The organism is Enterobacter mori LMG 25706 (genome assembly GCF_000211415.1).
GTDB classification, from domain to species: Bacteria; Pseudomonadota; Gammaproteobacteria; order Enterobacterales; family Enterobacteriaceae; genus Enterobacter; species Enterobacter mori.
Window position 1 is genome coordinate 940,190 of record NZ_GL890775.1, and the last position, 17,637, is coordinate 957,826.

Consider the following 17,637-nt stretch of genomic DNA (forward strand, 5'->3'; position numbering starts at 1 on the left):
TCACGCTTTTGTAGGCAGGGTAAGGCGTAGCCGCCACCCGGCTTTTAGGCAAGGAACGCCAATGTCAAACTATCGTCGTCATTACGTCCCTGGCGGTACCTGGTTTTTCACCGTCAACCTGCAAAACCGCCAGAGCGATTCGCTTATACGTCATATCGACAGCCTGCGTGCTGCCACCTCTATGGTTAAACGCGCGAAGCCCTTTACCATAAACGCCTGGGTTATCCTTCCCGAACATATGCACTGTATCTGGACCTTACCGGAAGGCGACAGCGACTTTTCGGCCCGCTGGCGGGATATTAAAAAAACGTTTAGCCGCAACATCGACATGCGCCACATATGGCAGCCGCGTTTCTGGGAGCACACCATTCGCAATGAACAGGATTACCGGCGGCATGTGGATTACGTCTATATCAATCCGCTGAAGCATGGCTACGTCAGTAAGATTCGCGCCTGGCCGTATTCAACGTTTCATCGGGACGTACGGGAAGGGTTATATCCAGAGGATTGGGCCGGAGAGATCGAGGATTTTGCGGCAGGTGAGCGGAAGTAAAAAGCCGGGTGGCGGCTACGCCTTACCCGGCCTACATTCGGATCGTAGGCCCGGTAAGCGAAGCGCCACCGGGCATTATAGCGACTTAGTCCTCAAAAAACCAATACCCACTGTTCACCAGCGCGGCCAGCATCGCAAGGAATGACGGGTCTTCCAGCGCGTCGCCAAACGTTTCGGCGTGCAACACCTGATGGCTGGCGATGGCTTCCAGCGCCGGACGGTGTGGAGAGTCCAGCTTTTCGCCGTTCACGAAGACATCTTCACCAATGCGCAGCACGCGTAACCCGCCGAGGCGAACCAGCTTGTCACCCTGTTGCAGGGCATCATAAATCTCATCGGCCTGATACGGTGGCTCCGGCGGCGCAACGTCCAGCTCGTGGCGTGACTGGCTGACAAACTCACCAAACCACTGTTTGAAATGTTCCGGCTCGTTGATCAAATCCAGCATCATCCCGCGCAGCTTATCAAGCTCTTCCGGCAGGATGTCAGCAGGGTGTTCACGCGATGGCACGTCCGGGTCGCTGTAGCGGTAGCTGCCCAGCTCGCGCTGCAGAACATAGTCAGCGAAGCCGCTGATCATTTCGCGACCGCTTGGCGCGCGGAACCCCACGGAGTAGTTGAGCGAGTTTTCCAGGGAGTAACCTTCGTGCGGGAATCCCGGTGGAATGTAGAGAATATCTCCCGGCTCCAGTTCTTCGTCGATGATCCCTTCAAACGGGTCAACCTGAAGCAGGTCCGGATGCGGGCAGTGCTGTTTCATCGGCACTTTGTCACCCACGCGCCAGCGACGGCGGCCGGTACCCTGAATGATAAACACGTCGTACTGATCCAGATGCGGGCCAACGCCGCCACCGGGAACGGAGAAGGAGATCATCAGATCGTCCATTCGCCAGTCGGGCAGGGCGCGGAACGGGCGCATTAAGGCGGCGGTAGGCTCATGCCAGTTGTTGACCGCCTGCACCAGTAAAGACCAGTTATTTTCGCCCAGGTGATCGTAGCTTTCGAAAGGACCGTGGCTGACCTGCCATTTTCCGTCCTGGTGGCTCACCAGGCGGCTGTCGACTTCATTTTCCATGGCCAGGCCGGCCAGCTCGTCAGGGGAGATAGGGTCGACAAAATTGCTGAACCCGCGTTTGAGAACTACCGGGCGTTTTTGCCAGTAGCGCTCGATAAACTCGGGCCAGTTAAGTGCTAAGTGATATTCCATATTTTTTTATTCCGCAGGCTCTTATTGAGTCGGATTATAACGGAAGCTCAGGAGCCTGAGTGCGAGATCCGCGCATTTTTCACATAACGGGTCAAGTATCGTTCGATGTGGGATGCTGGCGGCCAAAAATAGCCTCCATTCGCGCACCGCCCAGCAGGCTTTCACCCGTTTCAATTTTGCCATCGTACTGATCGACAATCTCCCGGGCGACGGCTAACCCCACTCCCTGACCCGGACGTAGCGTATCGGCGCGTTGACCACGATCGAACACCACTTCACGTTTATTGCGGGGAATGCCGGGCCCATCGTCTTCAACGATGATGTGCAGCTCGTTATCCGTCTGACGTGCGGACACTTCCACAAACTCCAGACAATATTTACAGGCGTTATCGAGCAGGTTACCCATCACTTCCATGAAATCATTTTTCTCGCCCACGAAGCTGATTTCCGGCGAGATATCGAGGCTGATGTTCACCCCTTTACGCTGATACACCTTGTTCAGCGCGGAAGTGAGGTTGTCCAGTAAAGGCGCCACCGGATGCAGCTCGCGGCTCAATAACGCACTTCCTGAACGCATGCTGGCGCGATGGAGATAATAGCCAATTTGCTGCGAGATGCGACTGATCTGCTCAAGCATCACAGGCTCTGCATCATCAACGCTGAGCGTTGAGCTACGCATGGAACGCAGCGTGCTCTGCATGACCGCCAGCGGCGTCTTAAGGCTGTGCGTCAGGTCGGTGAGCGTGGTGCGGTATTTATCATAGCGTTCGCGCTCGCTTTTCAGCAGGCGGTTAAGATTACGCACCAGGCTGGTGAGTTCGCGCGTGGTTTCCGGGTTGAGCTTTTCACGATGATGTTCTTCCAGCTCGCGAACCTCTTTGGCCAGTGATTCTATCGGGCGCAAACTCCACCATGCTGCGACCCACAGCAGAGGGATAACCAGCAGAAGATTGGCGGCCAGAACATACACGAACCAACTCCAGACCATGTAAGAACGTTTAAGCTCAACCGGAATGGTGTCGATCACCACGATGGTCAGTTGCGGCATGTTCATGGTAGCGGGATAGAGATTAATGGCGACGGAGTGGGTCATCTCCGTGTCGTCGTCATCCTCGCGTATCTCATTCAGCTTTTGCTGAAGGGCGCGATCGTCATGCAGCAATGCGCTGGTTGAATTGAGATCGGCCTCAATCTCATGAAAACCATTTGTCCTGAGCCATTCCGGGCGAATGCGTTTTTTCAACCAGGGGACGTCGCGCTGAGCCCACAGCAGTTTGCCTTTTTCATCATAAATTAACGCCAGCGTTGGGCTTTGCTGATTGAGGTGCTCAGGCATATCCACGGTAATGTGGTTATCTTCCCACTTCGCCAGGGTATAAAACAGGTTACTTTCGCCGCGTAACAGACGGAAGGTTGTTTTATCGAAGCTCACGCTATACCCGACCAGCGCCACTAACCCATAGGAAAGAGAAAGCACCAGCACCACGGCAGCGGTTGCCAGCAGAAAGCGCACCCGCAGCGAAAGGGGCAGAAAGTGTCGTGAAATCCCTTTCATTAGCGTAATTCGAACAGGTAACCCTGACCACGAACCGTGGTGATCACGTCCTGGGGGTATTGCGCCTGAATTTTTTTGCGCAAACGTCCCATCAGCACGTCAATGGTGTGGCTCTCCCGTAGCTCGGCATCCGGGTAAAGCTGGAGCATTAAGGAATCCTTGCTCACCACTTTGCCGTTATTACGGATAAGCGTCTCCATGATGGTGTACTCGAACGCCGTCAGCTTGACCACTTCATTATTAATAGAAAATTCGCGGCGGGAAAGATCAACCTGGAATGGCGGAAGGGAGATAACCTGCGAAGCATGACCGCTGTTGCGACGTAACAGCGCCTGCATGCGCGCAGCGACTTCTTCGATATGAAACGGCTTCGTCACGTAGTCGTCCGCACCCGCGCTGAGCACTTCCACTTTATCCTGCCAGCCTTCACGGGCGGTCAGGACCAGCACCGGTAGAGAGACGTCATGGCTGCGCCAGCGACGGATCAGCGAGAGACCGTCTTCATCCGGCAAGCCTAAATCGACAATGGCGATATCCGGCAGGTGTTCATTGAGATAATAATCGGCTTCTTTTGCATCTTCAGCATCGTCCACCTGATGTCCCATCTCCTGAAGCTGAACTTTCAGGTGATGACGTAGCAATGCGTTATCCTCAACAACCAGTACGCGCATCATCTCTTCTCCCTAAATAATTGGTATGAATAGTTTAACGCTGATTATGTAGTTTGAAACCAGCGTCATGAAATTAAATGACTTTTTTAATGTTCCCAATACCTTGGGGGCGTCCTGGGGGCATAGCTGTCGGCATCTGATTGTTCAGCATGTTGACCTGATCCTGGTTCATATCGCCGATCCACTTCGAGTAAACCTCATACACCATACGCGCGTCCTCATGGCCCATCTGGCTGGCGATAAAGGAAGGGTTAGCACCGGCCATAAGCGTCCAGCAGGCGTATGTATGGCGGGACTGATAAGGGTTTCTCTCACGTATTCCAGAAAGTTTAGTTCCCCGTTTCCATCCATACGAAATCGAATTTTTGGAAAAAAAGCTCTCATTCACTGACGATTTCTTTTCAGGAGTAAATACAAAACGCAGATTTTGCGGCTCGGTTTTGCCAATTTCACGGTGATGGAAAACGATCTGCTGTCTTGGGTTATTGCCGGTGATTTCGAACTGCTCGAGCAGCGCATTATGAGCAGGCTTAAGCAGTGTAATCGTTCTGATGCCTGCATCTGTTTTTGGCGGCACAAACACCCGCTTGTTCGTCAGGCTTCTTGATACGTGAATCTCACCTTTCCTCAGATCGATATCCTCCCACGCCAGAGCACAAATCTCGCCGGGCCTCATTCCCGTATGGACGGCTACAATGATGATCAAAGCCAGTTTTCGGGGAAGGGCGGCAATCAGTGCCTGGTACTCATGAAGTAGAAGCGGATCGGGGTCTGCCTTAGATAGCTTGAGCCTGGACACGCCCTCATAAGGAGCGTGTAATATAAACTGACTTCGATTCGCAAGCTTCAGCATTTCTGATAAAACCGCCATCTGTTTATTGACTGTTGAGGGCGCGCGTCCCTTTTTAACCAGATTAGGCATTGATGGGTTTAATACGCTGCCGGTCAGCAGCTCTTTACGGTAATTCAGGATGTCGGCGTGCTGAATATCAGCAAGGGGAGTATTTTCTCCCACAACACGCTTCAGGGTATTAACTGCAGATGTGAGAGAGTGCAGTGTTGCCCCTGACACCTCCAGCGCTTTTGTATCAATGAAAAAATCGCTCAGCTCTTTAAACGTCGTGATCCGCTTAGTTGATGAGAATTTTTTAAGAGCCTTCGATTCAGGGAAGCGCGCCGCGTAGTCGAACTGGCCGAACTGTATCTCACTCACGATGACGGCGCGAAGGTTTCCAGCCTTCTTGATGTTGCTGCTGTTAACCACCCAGCCACGGAGAACTTCGCGGCAGCGAATGCCGCGATAGGTAAACGTGATCCTTATTTTTCCGTTATGAAGTTCAACGCCGGTTGGAAAGTTCATCATGCTTCCTGAATAAATCTATTAATCAGCGGGAAGTTGTACCAGACCAAAGCGCGTTTGCTTTCTCCGCCGGGTACCGCGGGTACTCGCTTAAAATGAACCCCTTCAATCCAGCATCCGAGGCGATAAGCTTTTATTTGCCTGTCATCCAGCCCCGTTTTTTCAGTTAGCTTTCCCGCCACCATCCACTCTTCATCAAAAATGATTTGCGCCATGCTTAACTCCATGACGCCGCCACGATATCGCAGCGGCAGATAGTATATTGATTGTCAAAAATCACCGACCAAGGCCAGGGAGGCACCGGAGATGCCTGGCACCTGTCATTGCCGTGGCCACGTAACTACGGGGGCGGTTAACAACCTCAACCGTAATTTTTCTCCCTTGGAACTTGATGGTGTAAAAAGTCTGCTTGTCGCTGCGACCATGCGCGCCATATTTCTCAAAATGGCATTTGAGCGCGGCGGCGCATGCTGGACCGCCGATACTGTCTCCCTTGCTACGGTTAATCAGACGCACAGGAGCCTTCCTGATGGTTGATAACGCTACGGGCAAGTCCGGCGGCCATAGCCGGTAATTCCTCATACTGATTGCAATAAGCCGGGTTGGAACATAAGCCCTGCAGTGCGGCGATCGTTAGCTGTTGCAGGTATGAGGATGCCGCCGATAGATCTGGTTTCTCACGGTCAGGATCAGCTGCCTTTTGAGGTTTTGCTGTTACAGCTGGTGTATCGAGCAATACCGATTTTGGTGGTTCGGGGCGGCGGTATTCCACGATCGCATCAAGAGCTATTTTCTGACGAACGCTAATATCGTCGGACCAGCTATCCAGCATGGTTGTTGCCACATCGTGGATCTCCTCGTTGGTAAACACAGGAGACAGGCAATATTCAGTGGTGGTGATATCTTCCATCAGTAGCGGGATAACATCGGAAACGAGGTGACCTGTGAATGCCACCACGCCCTCAGCCTCTTCTTTCCCCATGATATTGGTGCGGCCAGAAATCAGATCATTTAGTGCGTGCAAAATCGAAAATTCGCGTTCGTCTGGTGCTTCGCGAACGTCTTGAGCTGGAGGCACTTCCTGTTTTTCGACTTCATTTGAGGAGGGGGTATTTATCAGAGCATCGACTGAGAAGACTCCTCCACCCAGGTTCTCAACACGCGGCTGACCGCCGGCTTGCTTTTCAGGAGTCGTGTTCGGAGCGAATGTCTCGCTGAGTTCTTTGTCGAGTTGCGCAGCTTTGCCAGGGCAAACTGCTGGTGGAAGAGTTTCGCCCGGTACAGACGGTTTGGTTTCATCATTTTCAGTCTCCAGCTTGATATTGCCGCATGCGATATCGATTGTTTTCTGATCCGGTTTCGCATGATTCGATTCAACCAGATTGCGGTTAATATATGCACGCAGATCGACCGGCTTGAGGTAAAGGTCTTCCGGAGCGGTTTTAATCAGCGCGATAATGGAGGCGCGGGAGAAGTCCAGGATGCCCGGAGTGCCGCGTAATTTATTCCACCAGGCAGAAAAGCGCGGATCTCTTCCCTCGCTTTCCATCTCTTTGGCGCGGCGGATAATTTCGGATGGAATGGCATAAATATCAAAATCCATCGCGGCCGAGAGAATGCCCAGTGCGGTTTCCAGGCGGAGAGTTGCGAGATTATGCACCAGATCAGGACTGCGATCGGTAGGGGTATTACCGCCCAGGCTGGCTTCTGTGTCCGGTTTGATGTCGGTAGCAACAGGCTCACGCTTTGCTGCCGGAGTGTCGATCCATTTAGTGATACCTTTTTTGATATCAGGCCACTGAGTTGAGACCTTCATAGTTTTGCGAATCCACGCCAGTAGTTCTTCCTGCCGCTCACCGCTCAGGGCAAACACGCGAGGTTCCTTCACAAAAGCCTGGGCCAGTTCTCGTTGGAAGCTGCCATCGTCGTCGTTATTTAAATCGACTACCTGACCGAATTGCGAATCGGTGATCTCCTCCACTGCGCCGAAGAGGGCGAGGCATGCCGCGCGGGAGTCCTGGTCAAGGTTGCGTACAATCTTCATACCCGCCGCGTGCACGGTTTCGTTATTATCGATTTCTGGTTGTGGCGCAGCAGCTGGTTCACCTCGATTGTTATTCCAGACAACGTGCTCACCAAAGAAATCAGCGCTAAACACATCAAGCTCAGGACATGGAAGGTCTTCGTGGTGCTCCCAAATTTTCACCTTAAAATAATCATCTATATGTTCAGGATGTTCAGCCGCCAGCTTGCCGAAAATAACAGCTTCAGCAATGGCTTTTGTGGCCGAATTTACTGCTGTAGCAAGCGGCTTTAAGTCCGGGTGTTTTTTCAAGGCTTTATCTTTTGGAAAATAAGCACCGCCGAAAACTTTTAATTCAACAGACATAATTACCTCTATTAATTTTTTGGTGTGTGATGTTTAGCGATATGGTTTACGAATAACACGCTTAACCTTTTTTAACGCGTTACGCCTTTCTCTTTTTTCATTGCATTGCTCACATAAATAAATCGTGCGCTTGAAGGGGTATCTGTCTGTTTTCCTTTTGTGCATTTCCGATTTTTTATATTCGCGGCAGCAAACGGCGCAATGACAAATGATGTCATCCATATCAGTTAAGTAGTTGGCGTTTGTAATCGTAATAGGACATGCCGCAGGCGTTCTGTGCTTCTGTGAAGTTCACAGACAGCAAGCTAATGTGCTTAACAGCGCATACTGGACAATGAAACTCGCCCAGCACATAGCCACCATCAAGTACTACGGTTACAGGGCCAGAGGATGGTAGATGAACCACGCCAGAAATAATCCCGTTAATATTAAATGTCGCAATTTCTTTGTTTACTATTGCAAGACCCATTTCAATGGTTGTTACTTCTAATTTCATTTCAGACACCTTGTTTTAGGTTGAGAGAATTCCTGCCGTTTAAGGCATGGTTTTTGAATCGTGTATAATTAAATGACAGTCAGGTTATTGTGTTTTATCGACGCTATTAACCTTCAGAATTCAGGGTTGCCTTTTTGAGCAAGCAAATAACAAAGTTTTCGAAGTTTTATTTCAAACCAGTTAAGGCGGACTGCCTGTTGCCGTGATGGTTGACGATTAAAGTCTGTCATAATGAATCCCCTATAAGGTTATTAACAGCCATCCACAATTTCGATTGCCCACAACTGGAAGCACACTCCGCCAGCTAACAAACCAATCCCCATTAGTGAAAGAGTGGAATGCGCCTCCATGTTGTGGACGATTCATCTGCCCTGGTCTGGCGGCGCCACCTCGCCAGGGCAGATGTAAAGGGCAGTTTCGCTGCCAGTCGGCTTATTGGTCTGTGAAGGTATTTCAAGTCCTGCAACGCGGGGTTTGCTCTCCGCTCCAGGTTCTCCCCGCTATGCTTTAGCGCGCAACCTGAGAAAACCGCCTTCAAGCCTTTGGCTTACGCCACATTCAAGAAACTGCCTGGACGAACTCGGAAAAGCTCAGTGCTTCTTCACCCTCCGCCAGACTGTTGAAATACTCTTCGTATGCTTTTTCCATCTCGAACCCCTGTTTGCTGCTTTGCTTGGCTAATCACCCTTATCGCCGGGTAGGCGGAACGTTTACTGATTACTGCTGTTAAGTTTTGATAACGCAGATTGTTATTTAAACCTAACAAAACGTCAAGGGTGAATTTCGCAAAACCTAACAGCAGGATCGTGAAAAACACAAAAAGGCCGCTATTGAAGCGGCCTGGCGTGAAGAAAAATTATTTGATATCGAGGTTTTTGAGGATCTGCAGGATTTCTTCTTTGCTTTTGGTTTTTATCAGGTCGTTGAACGTTTCATCGTAGTCTTTGACCTTGTCCCGCAAATTGATGATGTGTTGTTCTTTCTCAGCGTTGGGGAGTTTTTCAAACAGTTCCAGAAGCTGAATCTGTTGCGGTGAAAGCATCCGATACGATTCTGCTGGGGCTGGTTCGTATCCGTCATCGCCTTTAATGATCCAGCCAGGTTCAACGCCAAGAGCCGCAGCTAACTTGAAGAGATTATCGCCCCTTGGAGAGGTTTCATCACGTTCCCACTGAGAGATTGTGACATGAGCAACCCCAGCCTGTTTGCCTAGGCTGCGCTGGGTATATTTCAAAGCAGAGCGCCGCTCTTTTATACGCTGACCGATCGTTTTCATAGTTCGGAAATCCTAACGCGCATTGACTCTTGTTTCCTTAACATATAAAGTTAGGAAAACTTACCAAGGAGGACAAAATGAAAACCGAAGATGTAATCAAACACTTTGGGAAAAAAGCCAACGTGGCGAGGGCTCTCAACATCGCTCGATCCTCTGTGAGTGAGTGGGGGGAGTTAGTACCTGAACGACGCGCCGCTCGACTGGAAAAATTAACGGGTGGTGCATTGAAGTACGACTCAGTTTTGTATGAGCACAAGCTTAACCTCAATGCCCCTAAGGAGTCTGACTGATGGAAATCAAAAAGCTGGCATGCGAGCTGGAGTCTTGGGCGCAGGAAAAGGGCTGGAAGACGGTCACGCAGCTGATAACCCCGCATCACTTTGGCGATCTGCTTCAGTCACTTGATGACGTATCGGATCCGGACGAATACGCGCGCCGTTTGCACAACAACAAGCAGATTATTCAACGTGCTTTCCGCAACGATACGCCTAACTACCTGAAACAGGCAGAAGCGCTGAGCTATGCCATCCGTACCGCCATTGATAACGAACTGGCGCAGAAGGACTGCATGCACTACCGGGCGGCCAGGGTTAACAAAGAGTGTATCGAAGCCACCAATGCCGTCTTCACTGGCAAACCGCAACCGGTAATCCGCCGCGAGACTCTGGAAGCTATCGACGCGCTGGCGCAGCTGGTCGGCGTCAAAGTGAAGCTGGTTTCGACTTGTTCAAACGTAGCCTAGTTCAGTTGTATTGAGGTGTTCTATGAGCATGGAACTGATGGTTCAGGCGATGAAGGTCAAGGTAGGAAACCCCCTTCGTAAGCTGGTCCTGCTTAAGCTGGCCGATAACGCAAGTGATCAGGGCGAATGCTGGCCGAGCTATCAGCATATCGCTGATCAGTGTGAGATCAGCCGTCGTTCCGTCATGAATCATGTTGCCGCGCTTTGCGAGTCTGGACTGATGCGAAAAGAGACCAGAACGGGCCCAAAAGGTAACGGCAGTAATTTCTACCGACTACCCCTGAGCGGTGCAAATACCAGTGCAAGGGTAGTGCAGGGGATTCACCAGGGTGGTGAAGCAAATTCACTAGGGGCTGGTGCAGGAGATTCACCAGATGGTGCACCACATTCACCAGGGGGTAGTGAAGGAGATTCACCCAGAATCAGTCACTCTTCTGAACCAGTCAAAGAACCAGAAAATAATACTTGTCCGGACGCTTCGCTGTCGGACGAACAGCTGACCAAAGAGGCGTGTTTTAAATCGTCATCCAGAGGCCGTGGTTGCACATGCAGGAAAACGGCAGTGGGGAAGCAAGGAAGATCTGACCTGCGCCCAGTGGATGTGGAACCGCATCGTCAAACTGTATGAAAAAGCCGCTGAGACAGACGGGGAACTGGTGCGCCCCAAAGAGCCTAACTGGGCTGCATGGTCCAACGAAATCCGTCTGATGTGTGCCCTTGATGGCAGAACACATAAGCAAATATGCGAAATGTTTTCGCGTGTACAGCGTGATCCGTTCTGGTGCCGGAACGTGATGTCACCGTCAAAACTGCGCGAAAAATGGGATGACTTAATTCTACGGCTGCCATCGCCAGGGGCGGCTCAGAATCAGGCTGGTGGCCGGGATATCAATCGGATCTCCCGTCCTGACAGCACCGTTCCGCCAGGATTCAGGGGGTAAGCATGCAAAACGCAGGTTCCATTCTCGATCGCCTTCGCCGCGTCATTCCGCCGGGCGTAGAACCCAAATTCAAGAGCGCCGCTGAGCTGATGGTCTGGCAGCGCGAGGAAGGTCTAAAACGTGCCGCTGAGGTGGACAAACTCAACCAGCAGGCACGTGCTGAGAAAATTTTCGGTAGATCCGGGATCCAGAACCTGCACCGCAGCTGCAGCTTCGCGAATTACACGGTGAACGGCGATGGCCAGCGCCATGCCCTGAGTATGGCAAAGAGCTATGCGCAAAATTTTGGCACCGGCTTTGCGAGTTTCGTTTTCACCGGAAAGCCGGGCACTGGCAAAAACCACCTGTCAGCAGCCATTGGAAATTATCTGCTGAAACAGGGGCGAACGGTTCTGATTGTGACGGTGCCTGATCTGACCCTGCGCGCCCGGGCCTGCTATGACGAAGGACATTCTGAAGCCGCGCTGCTGGATGACCTCTGCAAAGTTGATCTGCTGGTGCTCGACGAAGTCGGCATTCAGCGCGACAGCCGCGGCGAGAAAGTTTTGTTGAACCAGATTATCGATCGCCGGCTGGCCGCTATGCGCCCGGTTGGCGTGCTGACCAACCTGAATTACGACGAGCTGATAGAGACCCTGGGCGAAAGGGTTGTTGATCGCCTGCGCATGGATAACGGCATTTGGGTGAACTTTGACTGGGAGAGCTATCGCGGAAACGTTAGCCACCTGAGACCTGTTAAGTAAATTTTGAGGAGAAAATTATGAAATCTGTAGTCGACGCATTGAAAGCCATGGGTAAAGCAACCTATCACGAAGTAGCAGCACGCCTGGATATTGAACCCGTAGAGGCCCTGAAAATGCTGCGCGAGCACAAGGAAGAGGGGTTGTGCAATTTCTTCGATGGAGCCTGGTCGGTTGGTACCGCGAAAGAGCAGAAGCCGAAGCGTATCAGACCAAAGCAGCCATCGCAGCTGGTGGAGAGGGTATTGTCAGCTATGCAGGGGCAGGGGGCTATGAGTGCCAACCAGGTTGCAGAAAAACTGGGTAAAGGTTCGCGAGCTCTGAATGCCTCGCTGGGTGCGATGTGCAAGGACGGTCTGGTCCTGCGCCATGTGGACGGGAAAAATATCACCTGGAGCCTGGCGGATGAACCGGAAGTTCAGCCAGAACAGCAGGAGCCTTCAGTACCGGACGTCAAGTTATCATCAGCGCCAGACAGCACAACCCTGGAACAAATTATTGGGGAAATCCCAACTTTCGCCAGTCGTCCGGATGATCTGATTATTCCGTCACCGCGTTATATCTCAACTGAAATCCGCCGCACGAAAGCGAAGCTGGCACGCCTGCAGCGTGTGCAGAGGGCTGTTCGCGAGCTGCGCCATCATAAGCATCTGCTGGAGGGGCTGGGGAATGACTGATTTGCCGAAATGCCCTGAATGCGGAATGGCTCCTTCTCTGAGGGTTCGCAGCCGGGGGATGAACTGGGGTTCGGCAGAGGTTCGCTGTTCGAACGGTTGTCCCGGCATTCGGGCGGGATTTTCGTTCCCGCCTGATGGTGAGGCAGCGGCCCGGCAGTTGCTTCAAGAAAAATGGAAAGAGTTAGTGGAGGCAAAGTGAGCAATTTATTACTTCACAAATGTGTAAAAGACACCGAGGGCTCGTCGACTGAGACAAAATCTCTCGGCTGGAATCGTGGCTGGAAAACATGCCGGAAGGGTTGGAAAACGTTCTGTCGTGAGAACGCAGAAATCACGGTAGAAGAACACCTCGAGACTGATCTCTCGTTCACGAACTAGGCTGTAGCCAACTGGCATATTGCTGAATAACTCACTTACTAGACGCCATAGGATTAGCTCATAACCGCTTCTTCATGGTATTTTCATGCCACACTTCATGAGATTAGAGGGAAATTTGAGATGATGTATTCAGTGACTTTTGATGATACTGGACGTGTAGAGGATATTGAACTAGAGCGTGAGGTTAGGGCCGGAGATAGGCTCTCGCTTAACATTGATGGTCTTGATGGTATTTATATTGTCATGACTGTTAGTGGCCCTATTTATGAAAATATATGTGTTCCAGCAAATATCAGGGTCCAAAAATATTGGAAGCAATAATGTACCCCCCCTAATCATCAAGGGGGGTATTCCGAAGTGGAGTATTGCATACAAATCGAAAGACTAGTAGGGCTAGGTTAATATAGATGTTGATGTGTCAGAAAGAACCTGCTAAGCGGGGGATGAACTAAACCCGACTACGTATTAGAAGTAAATTTGGGGACATATAATGATAGATAGTAGATCGAAACTAAACAAAAAAAGACCGCGACCTTCAATTCAGATCACATCAGTATCTGATTTTGTTCGCCATGTTGTTAATTGGCGACTTGATGGCCATCCCCCAACGGCCTTCAGAGGCCAGAGTCACTATGGATGGTATTCCATTCCAAAACTTTTTCGTGATGATAATGATATTCATAGTAGCGAAAACTATGCCGTTAGGGATATTGTTTCATTGCATCCAAGTGAATTTGAATCTGATAAGACTATGTTTGACCGGTTGGTTAGAATGCAGCATTTTGGTTTACCCACTAGACTTTTGGATGTAACAACAAACCCTCTGGTGGCTCTTTGGTTTGCTACAGAAATGAGCAAACGTAGTGAGGATTATCATGGTGCAGTTCAAGCATTTTTAGTGCCTAAAGACCGGCAGCGTTATTATGATAGCGATAGAGTGAGTTGTATGGCAAATATTGCCAATCTCACAAAGAAACAAAAAGAGGAATTAGCCTCTTGTGCCATGACGGCGTCATCTGTCATTGAATTTAATAAGCAACCTGTCGTCGATACCTTAGTTTTTCACATTGGAATGGAAAAGGCACATTTTAGAAATGTTGTAAATCCTGATGATTTGTTACGCCCTATTTATGTCAAACCGAAAATGTCTAACAAGCGAATAATTGCACAGGCTGGAGCGTTTATGCTTTGGGGGGTGAATGTTGATGCGTCTAGAGTTGCTGAACGTCTCCGACAGGACAGAATTTGGATCGATGAAGCCGACAAAGCCCATATTAGAGATGAGCTGAATCTTTTAGGTATAAATGAGAGAACTCTATTTCCAGAAATTGATAAATCAGCCAAATTTATAACTGATTTGTACGGGAGTAGACGACGGGGTCTGAGCGCAAGCGGTTTACTATGATTACGAGGTCCTAGCCTTTAAGCCAGGATGCTCTAATCCCGTGAAAGATGGTTCAACTCCCGTTAGCTAGCGATCCGCAGTACATGGAAAATGCTGAGCAGAACACGAAAACTTAACCCGCTTCGGCGGGTTCTTCACATCTATCCCCGTCATCCTGTAACGTTTCGTGCTCTTATTGCGTTGATCATTCTGACGTTGCGGTGTACTGTATGAATATACAGTTAATTGTTCAGGAGGCATCATGTCGTATACATCTCCAGTGCTCGCTAACACAGAAACTCCTATGACGCTTGCCAGTCTTTGTCGCTTAGATGGCAAATACCGCGCAATCGAAATCTCACCGGGATTTGTTGTCGTAGATATAACCCGTCCCCCCCAGTCGGGTGATACTGTTGCGTTCTCGTTCTGCGGTGGCATGCAGTTTGCGAAAGTACAGGGCGAGTCATTAATTACCCCAGATGGTGATGTGATAGAAGGTGACGCGCTGGACGATGTGCGGGTGGCAGGAGTGGCTATCTTTTTGATTAAAGAAATCAACAACGACGAACTACCAATCATTTAGCCCTTCGGTAATTCCCTCACGCAAGAGAAGTCACTATCGTTCGGTTGTTTAGCTCAATTGAGCTTTATTGATTTATCCAACCTATTAGACATCAGGCTAAGCGGAACTGTTAATGAGGTCAGCGCGCAGGGAGATAAAGGACCGCCCCCGGAAGGGGAAACCATTTTAGGGATGTGCCCATGAAATTAAATGAATTTGCCGCGGGTTTAACCAAAGACGGATTGCTTGTTTTAAATCTGTCCGATGGCGAAATAACTGACTACCTCGTCACCAATAATGCTTTACGCACGCTGATACGCCGGGAGGGTAATCGAATTTCCGCGCGGATCCTCAGTGATGATGAGCGAATAATCAACCTTAACTCCCTGCCAGAAGCACTTAAGGTTCTCAAGCCGTAAGTGTTGATTTATAATAATCAAACGGGCTGAACACCCACTGATTACTGCGCCAACCTGAGGAATCAAAATGGCGCAGAGCATTACCCTAAACAACTCTCACCGCCCGTCTATGTGCGGTGTTTCTGCTTGCGCTGGTGGTCCAGCATGAAGAAAGCAGATAACCTTCATCTTTCGCGTGTGGCCGCACTGGGCTGCATCGTGTGCAGAAATCAGAACCTGGGCGAAACGCCTGCGGAAATTCACCATATCCGAACCGGTCAGGGCATAAGCCAGCGCGCTGACCATCGGAAATCAATTCCTCTATGCCATATGCACCATCGCAACGGCGGTTATGGTGCGGCGATTCATGCTGGCCGCAAGCAATGGGAGAGAAACTTCGGTACCGAGTTGCAGCTGCTGGAGCAGGTCCAGTTAGAGCTGGGAGTGTTCTATGCCTAAATACATCATCACCCCAGTCGGAAAACCACGCATGACTCGCCGTGATAAATGGAAACAGCGGCCACCGGTGATGCGCTATCGCATGTTCTGCGATGAAGCCAGGCTGCATGGAATCCAGGTACCGGAGAGCGACGCCCATATCACTTTCGTTTTGCCGATGCCGCAGAGCTGGAGCAAGAAGAAGCGCGCAGCAATGGACGGTCAACCTCATCAGCAAAAACCCGATCTGGACAACTTAAAAAAATCTCTGTTGGACGCCTTGTTTGAGGATGATTCCCAAATTTGGGACGCCCGGACAACAAAAGTATGGGGCGAAACCGGAATGATAATTATCGAGGATATGAAATGACGCCACGCCAGAAACGCCATTATCTTGAAGGACTGGGAAAAACCTCAATGGCGCCACGCAAGAGCTGGCTCGGGAAAAGTGTTCTCCTGACTGATATCCAGTCCGGGTGGATTAAATCGCTGCTAACAGTGTGGGGGGAGTCTGTGCGCGGTGGAACGGCTCCGGCCAAACCGTGCGGCCATTCGTGCTGGAATGTGCTCAGTGGAAAAAACTGGTCTGATAAAGCGCTTGAGCGATTTACGGCGGCGTTGAACCAGGCGAGAGAAGAGGGATTCCGTGGTGAGCAGGCAATGAGGCGCGCGCGCTCGATACTCTGGCCCGAGCCGCCGGTGAGTGTAATTGACGCAGCGATGTGCAGCGATGACGCGAAATTTATTGAGGATGTGGTGCTTCAGGCTTTCGATTTGATGGATCCGGTTTATTTGGTTGGCCGTCACTATTACACCACCAGGAAAAAAATCTCTGACATCACCAGAGAACTGCAGAGCTTAGCACCATGGCTGACGGAACGAGCGGCGAGAGAGCGGGTAACTTGGTGTCTACAGATATTCAGGGCAAAAGTCTATCTGTCAGCAAAGAAAGCGCTGGATGGTTGATCTGATTACAGGCTCGAATCAGTATGCTAAGCTGTACATGTACAAGAGATGAGGTGCGTATGCGCAAAGTTAGTTATACCCAGATGAGAGCAGAGCTGTCCGATATTCTTGATGCAATCAGGAACGGCGAAACCGTAGTTGTTACTCAGCGGGGAAGACCTGACACTGTATTGAAAGGCTCCACTAGTTCCGAACTTAGTTACAGCCCAATTACAACAAGACCTTATACCGCGAGGTCTAATCCTTCAAACACAATTATTGAAGTGGTTAGAGACGCTCATGGTCAGGCTTACTATGTTAAAAAGGCACCAAATGGAGAAATTATCACAAAGGTAAAAGCAGACAATACTAAAATATCATTCAGCGAAGCCCTGAAGCTTACACAAACAAAACACGCAAAAATCATCAAGGCCTTGGAAGACAAATAATGGATGACATTGCTTTTTTAACGCCTGATCAGGTTGTTGAGATTCAAACTTCGACCTTACCTAATAGTGGCCCGGCAGATGAAGGAAAACTGCATGGAGCACTATTTCGTGTCCAGACACTTGCCGAGTATGAAGGCTGTGATGACATCTTTGCATTTGCAGCGATGTATCTCATTGCAATAGCTAAAGCACATGCTTTTAATGATGCGAATAAGCGCACGGCATTCCAGGCAACCAGCGTGTTTTTACTGATGAATGGAGTCGAGCTGAACGCCTCGTTCGAACTGGTGAAGCTGACGGTGCTTGCCGCTATGGGCGAGGCTGAGTTAGATAACACAGCCTTTGCTCTGCGTATCTTGTCTGATTATCGAAATGATATCGTGGCAGAGCATGATTATTTAGTGTGACAGTAAAGCCCGCTTCGGCGGATTATTTGATCTCACGAAACCACGAAAGTGATTTTTTTCAGTTTAGAG

23 protein-coding genes and 1 pseudogene are annotated in these 17,637 nt (G+C 50.2%); 15 read left to right on the plus strand and 9 right to left on the minus strand.

Going from position 1 to position 17,637, the window contains the following annotated elements:
* Positions 1–61: 61 nt before the first annotated feature.
* Positions 62–553 (plus strand): REP-associated tyrosine transposase, encoded by a 492-nt coding sequence (locus ENTMO_RS0109525; protein WP_010429792.1) that lies wholly within the window; start codon positions 62–64, stop codon positions 551–553.
* A gap of 85 nt (positions 554–638) precedes the next feature.
* On the opposite strand, the gene ENTMO_RS0109530 is transcribed toward ENTMO_RS0109525, so the two are convergent.
* The 9 genes from ENTMO_RS0109530 to ENTMO_RS0109575 all read right to left on the minus strand — a co-directional run bounded on the left by ENTMO_RS0109530 (position 639) and on the right by ENTMO_RS0109575 (position 9,507).
* Entirely contained in the window at positions 639–1,760 is a 1,122-nt protein-coding gene (locus ENTMO_RS0109530) for a ribosomal protein uL16 3-hydroxylase (RefSeq protein ID WP_010429795.1), read from the minus strand.
* Positions 1,761–1,851: 91 nt separating this feature from the next.
* A complete protein-coding gene (phoQ, locus tag ENTMO_RS0109535) occupies positions 1,852–3,315 on the minus strand; it encodes a two-component system sensor histidine kinase PhoQ (protein ID WP_010429798.1) in 1,464 nt (487 codons plus the stop codon).
* Positions 3,315–3,986, minus strand: a complete 672-nt coding sequence (gene phoP / locus ENTMO_RS0109540; RefSeq protein ID WP_010429800.1) for a two-component system response regulator PhoP — start codon at positions 3,984–3,986, stop codon at positions 3,315–3,317. The genes phoQ and phoP overlap by 1 nt, the downstream gene beginning before the upstream one ends.
* Before the next feature lie 73 nt (positions 3,987–4,059).
* Positions 4,060–5,346 (minus strand): site-specific integrase, encoded by a 1,287-nt coding sequence (locus ENTMO_RS0109545; protein WP_010429802.1) that lies wholly within the window; start codon positions 5,344–5,346, stop codon positions 4,060–4,062.
* Positions 5,346–5,561, minus strand: a complete 216-nt coding sequence (xisR, locus tag ENTMO_RS0109550) for an excisionase family protein (protein WP_010429804.1) — start codon at positions 5,559–5,561, stop codon at positions 5,346–5,348. Before xisR ends, ENTMO_RS0109545 begins: the two co-directional genes overlap by 1 nt.
* A gap of 61 nt (positions 5,562–5,622) precedes the next feature.
* Positions 5,623–5,928, minus strand: coding sequence for a DUF4060 family protein (locus ENTMO_RS0109555; protein ID WP_275990997.1), 306 nt, complete (start codon positions 5,926–5,928; stop codon positions 5,623–5,625).
* Positions 5,849–7,735 (minus strand): exonuclease family protein, encoded by a 1,887-nt coding sequence (locus tag ENTMO_RS0109560; protein WP_010429808.1) that lies wholly within the window; start codon positions 7,733–7,735, stop codon positions 5,849–5,851. Before ENTMO_RS0109560 ends, ENTMO_RS0109555 begins: the two co-directional genes overlap by 80 nt.
* Positions 7,736–7,958: 223 nt before the next feature.
* Positions 7,959–8,231 (minus strand): hypothetical protein, encoded by a 273-nt coding sequence (locus ENTMO_RS0109565; RefSeq protein ID WP_010429810.1) that lies wholly within the window; start codon positions 8,229–8,231, stop codon positions 7,959–7,961.
* Positions 8,232–9,087: 856 nt separating this feature from the next.
* Positions 9,088–9,507, minus strand: a complete 420-nt coding sequence (locus ENTMO_RS0109575; RefSeq protein WP_010429811.1) for a helix-turn-helix domain-containing protein — start codon at positions 9,505–9,507, stop codon at positions 9,088–9,090.
* Positions 9,508–9,584: 77 nt separating this feature from the next.
* Between ENTMO_RS0109575 and ENTMO_RS0109580 the strand changes: the two genes are divergently transcribed.
* The 14 genes and pseudogenes from ENTMO_RS0109580 to ENTMO_RS0109645 all read left to right on the plus strand — a co-directional run bounded on the left by ENTMO_RS0109580 (position 9,585) and on the right by ENTMO_RS0109645 (position 17,568).
* On the plus strand, positions 9,585–9,797 hold the full coding sequence (locus tag ENTMO_RS0109580; protein WP_010429814.1) for a Cro/CI family transcriptional regulator: 213 nt from the start codon (positions 9,585–9,587) through the stop codon (positions 9,795–9,797).
* Positions 9,797–10,249 carry a toxin YdaT family protein gene (locus ENTMO_RS0109585; protein WP_010429817.1) on the plus strand — a complete coding sequence of 151 codons (453 nt, stop codon included), beginning with the start codon at positions 9,797–9,799 and terminating at the stop codon, positions 10,247–10,249. Before ENTMO_RS0109580 ends, ENTMO_RS0109585 begins: the two co-directional genes overlap by 1 nt.
* 22 nt (positions 10,250–10,271) lie before the next feature.
* A pseudogene (locus ENTMO_RS26510) lies at positions 10,272–11,190 on the plus strand (helix-turn-helix domain-containing protein).
* Positions 11,191–11,192: 2 nt separating this feature from the next.
* Positions 11,193–11,933 carry an ATP-binding protein gene (locus ENTMO_RS0109595; RefSeq protein WP_010429826.1) on the plus strand — a complete coding sequence of 247 codons (741 nt, stop codon included), beginning with the start codon at positions 11,193–11,195 and terminating at the stop codon, positions 11,931–11,933.
* Positions 11,934–11,950: 17 nt separating this feature from the next.
* The gene (locus ENTMO_RS0109600) at positions 11,951–12,607 is read left to right on the plus strand and encodes a DUF1627 domain-containing protein (protein WP_010429828.1); all 657 of its coding nucleotides are present in this window, start codon (positions 11,951–11,953) and stop codon (positions 12,605–12,607) included.
* A 498-nt stretch (positions 12,608–13,105) separates the two neighbouring features.
* Positions 13,106–13,306 (plus strand): hypothetical protein, encoded by a 201-nt coding sequence (locus ENTMO_RS0109605; RefSeq protein WP_010429831.1) that lies wholly within the window; start codon positions 13,106–13,108, stop codon positions 13,304–13,306.
* 169 nt (positions 13,307–13,475) lie between these two features.
* On the plus strand, positions 13,476–14,390 hold the full coding sequence (locus ENTMO_RS0109610; protein WP_041951381.1) for an FRG domain-containing protein: 915 nt from the start codon (positions 13,476–13,478) through the stop codon (positions 14,388–14,390).
* Between the two features lie 241 nt (positions 14,391–14,631).
* On the plus strand, positions 14,632–14,952 hold the full coding sequence (locus ENTMO_RS0109615; protein ID WP_010429838.1) for a hypothetical protein: 321 nt from the start codon (positions 14,632–14,634) through the stop codon (positions 14,950–14,952).
* 179 nt (positions 14,953–15,131) lie between these two features.
* Entirely contained in the window at positions 15,132–15,350 is a 219-nt protein-coding gene (locus ENTMO_RS0109620; protein ID WP_010429840.1) for a hypothetical protein, read from the plus strand.
* 144 nt (positions 15,351–15,494) lie between these two features.
* Positions 15,495–15,788, plus strand: a complete 294-nt coding sequence (locus ENTMO_RS0109625) for a Ref family recombination enhancement nuclease (protein ID WP_010429843.1) — start codon at positions 15,495–15,497, stop codon at positions 15,786–15,788.
* Positions 15,781–16,137: a RusA family crossover junction endodeoxyribonuclease gene (locus ENTMO_RS0109630; protein ID WP_010429847.1), complete on the plus strand. Its 357-nt coding sequence runs from the start codon at positions 15,781–15,783 to the stop codon at positions 16,135–16,137. Before ENTMO_RS0109625 ends, ENTMO_RS0109630 begins: the two co-directional genes overlap by 8 nt.
* The gene (locus tag ENTMO_RS0109635) at positions 16,134–16,733 is read left to right on the plus strand and encodes a hypothetical protein (RefSeq protein WP_010429850.1); all 600 of its coding nucleotides are present in this window, start codon (positions 16,134–16,136) and stop codon (positions 16,731–16,733) included. The genes ENTMO_RS0109630 and ENTMO_RS0109635 overlap by 4 nt, the downstream gene beginning before the upstream one ends.
* A gap of 59 nt (positions 16,734–16,792) precedes the next feature.
* The gene (locus tag ENTMO_RS0109640; protein WP_010429853.1) at positions 16,793–17,161 is read left to right on the plus strand and encodes a type II toxin-antitoxin system Phd/YefM family antitoxin; all 369 of its coding nucleotides are present in this window, start codon (positions 16,793–16,795) and stop codon (positions 17,159–17,161) included.
* The gene (locus ENTMO_RS0109645) at positions 17,161–17,568 is read left to right on the plus strand and encodes a type II toxin-antitoxin system death-on-curing family toxin (protein ID WP_010429855.1); all 408 of its coding nucleotides are present in this window, start codon (positions 17,161–17,163) and stop codon (positions 17,566–17,568) included. The genes ENTMO_RS0109640 and ENTMO_RS0109645 overlap by 1 nt, the downstream gene beginning before the upstream one ends.
* The last annotated feature ends 69 nt before the right edge of the window (positions 17,569–17,637 follow it).

Bases quoted from the DNA above. Each gene is read 5' to 3' on its own strand.
- ENTMO_RS0109555 (WP_275990997.1), bottom strand. From the start codon at position 5,928: ATGAGGAATTACCGGCTATGGCCGCCGGACTTGCCCGTAGCGTTATCA.
- ENTMO_RS0109595 (WP_010429826.1), top strand. From the start codon at position 11,193: ATGCAAAACGCAGGTTCCATTCTCGATCGCCTTCGCCGCGTCATTCCG.
- ENTMO_RS0109545 (WP_010429802.1), bottom strand. From the start codon at position 5,346: ATGAACTTTCCAACCGGCGTTGAACTTCATAACGGAAAAATAAGGATC.
- ENTMO_RS0109585 (WP_010429817.1), top strand. From the start codon at position 9,797: ATGGAAATCAAAAAGCTGGCATGCGAGCTGGAGTCTTGGGCGCAGGAA.
- ENTMO_RS0109560 (WP_010429808.1), bottom strand. From the start codon at position 7,735: ATGTCTGTTGAATTAAAAGTTTTCGGCGGTGCTTATTTTCCAAAAGAT.
- ENTMO_RS0109600 (WP_010429828.1), top strand. From the start codon at position 11,951: ATGAAATCTGTAGTCGACGCATTGAAAGCCATGGGTAAAGCAACCTAT.
- ENTMO_RS0109565 (WP_010429810.1), bottom strand. From the start codon at position 8,231: ATGAAATTAGAAGTAACAACCATTGAAATGGGTCTTGCAATAGTAAAC.
- ENTMO_RS0109640 (WP_010429853.1), top strand. From the start codon at position 16,793: ATGCGCAAAGTTAGTTATACCCAGATGAGAGCAGAGCTGTCCGATATT.
- ENTMO_RS0109645 (WP_010429855.1), top strand. From the start codon at position 17,161: ATGGATGACATTGCTTTTTTAACGCCTGATCAGGTTGTTGAGATTCAA.
- ENTMO_RS0109625 (WP_010429843.1), top strand. From the start codon at position 15,495: ATGAAGAAAGCAGATAACCTTCATCTTTCGCGTGTGGCCGCACTGGGC.
- ENTMO_RS0109580 (WP_010429814.1), top strand. From the start codon at position 9,585: ATGAAAACCGAAGATGTAATCAAACACTTTGGGAAAAAAGCCAACGTG.
- ENTMO_RS0109530 (WP_010429795.1), bottom strand. From the start codon at position 1,760: ATGGAATATCACTTAGCACTTAACTGGCCCGAGTTTATCGAGCGCTAC.
- ENTMO_RS0109605 (WP_010429831.1), top strand. From the start codon at position 13,106: ATGATGTATTCAGTGACTTTTGATGATACTGGACGTGTAGAGGATATT.
- xisR (WP_010429804.1), bottom strand. From the start codon at position 5,561: ATGGCGCAAATCATTTTTGATGAAGAGTGGATGGTGGCGGGAAAGCTA.
- phoQ (WP_010429798.1), bottom strand. From the start codon at position 3,315: ATGAAAGGGATTTCACGACACTTTCTGCCCCTTTCGCTGCGGGTGCGC.
- ENTMO_RS0109615 (WP_010429838.1), top strand. From the start codon at position 14,632: ATGTCGTATACATCTCCAGTGCTCGCTAACACAGAAACTCCTATGACG.
- phoP (WP_010429800.1), bottom strand. From the start codon at position 3,986: ATGCGCGTACTGGTTGTTGAGGATAACGCATTGCTACGTCATCACCTG.
- ENTMO_RS0109620 (WP_010429840.1), top strand. From the start codon at position 15,132: ATGAAATTAAATGAATTTGCCGCGGGTTTAACCAAAGACGGATTGCTT.
- ENTMO_RS0109525 (WP_010429792.1), top strand. From the start codon at position 62: ATGTCAAACTATCGTCGTCATTACGTCCCTGGCGGTACCTGGTTTTTC.
- ENTMO_RS0109610 (WP_041951381.1), top strand. From the start codon at position 13,476: ATGATAGATAGTAGATCGAAACTAAACAAAAAAAGACCGCGACCTTCA.
- ENTMO_RS0109635 (WP_010429850.1), top strand. From the start codon at position 16,134: ATGACGCCACGCCAGAAACGCCATTATCTTGAAGGACTGGGAAAAACC.
- ENTMO_RS0109630 (WP_010429847.1), top strand. From the start codon at position 15,781: ATGCCTAAATACATCATCACCCCAGTCGGAAAACCACGCATGACTCGC.
- ENTMO_RS0109575 (WP_010429811.1), bottom strand. From the start codon at position 9,507: ATGAAAACGATCGGTCAGCGTATAAAAGAGCGGCGCTCTGCTTTGAAA.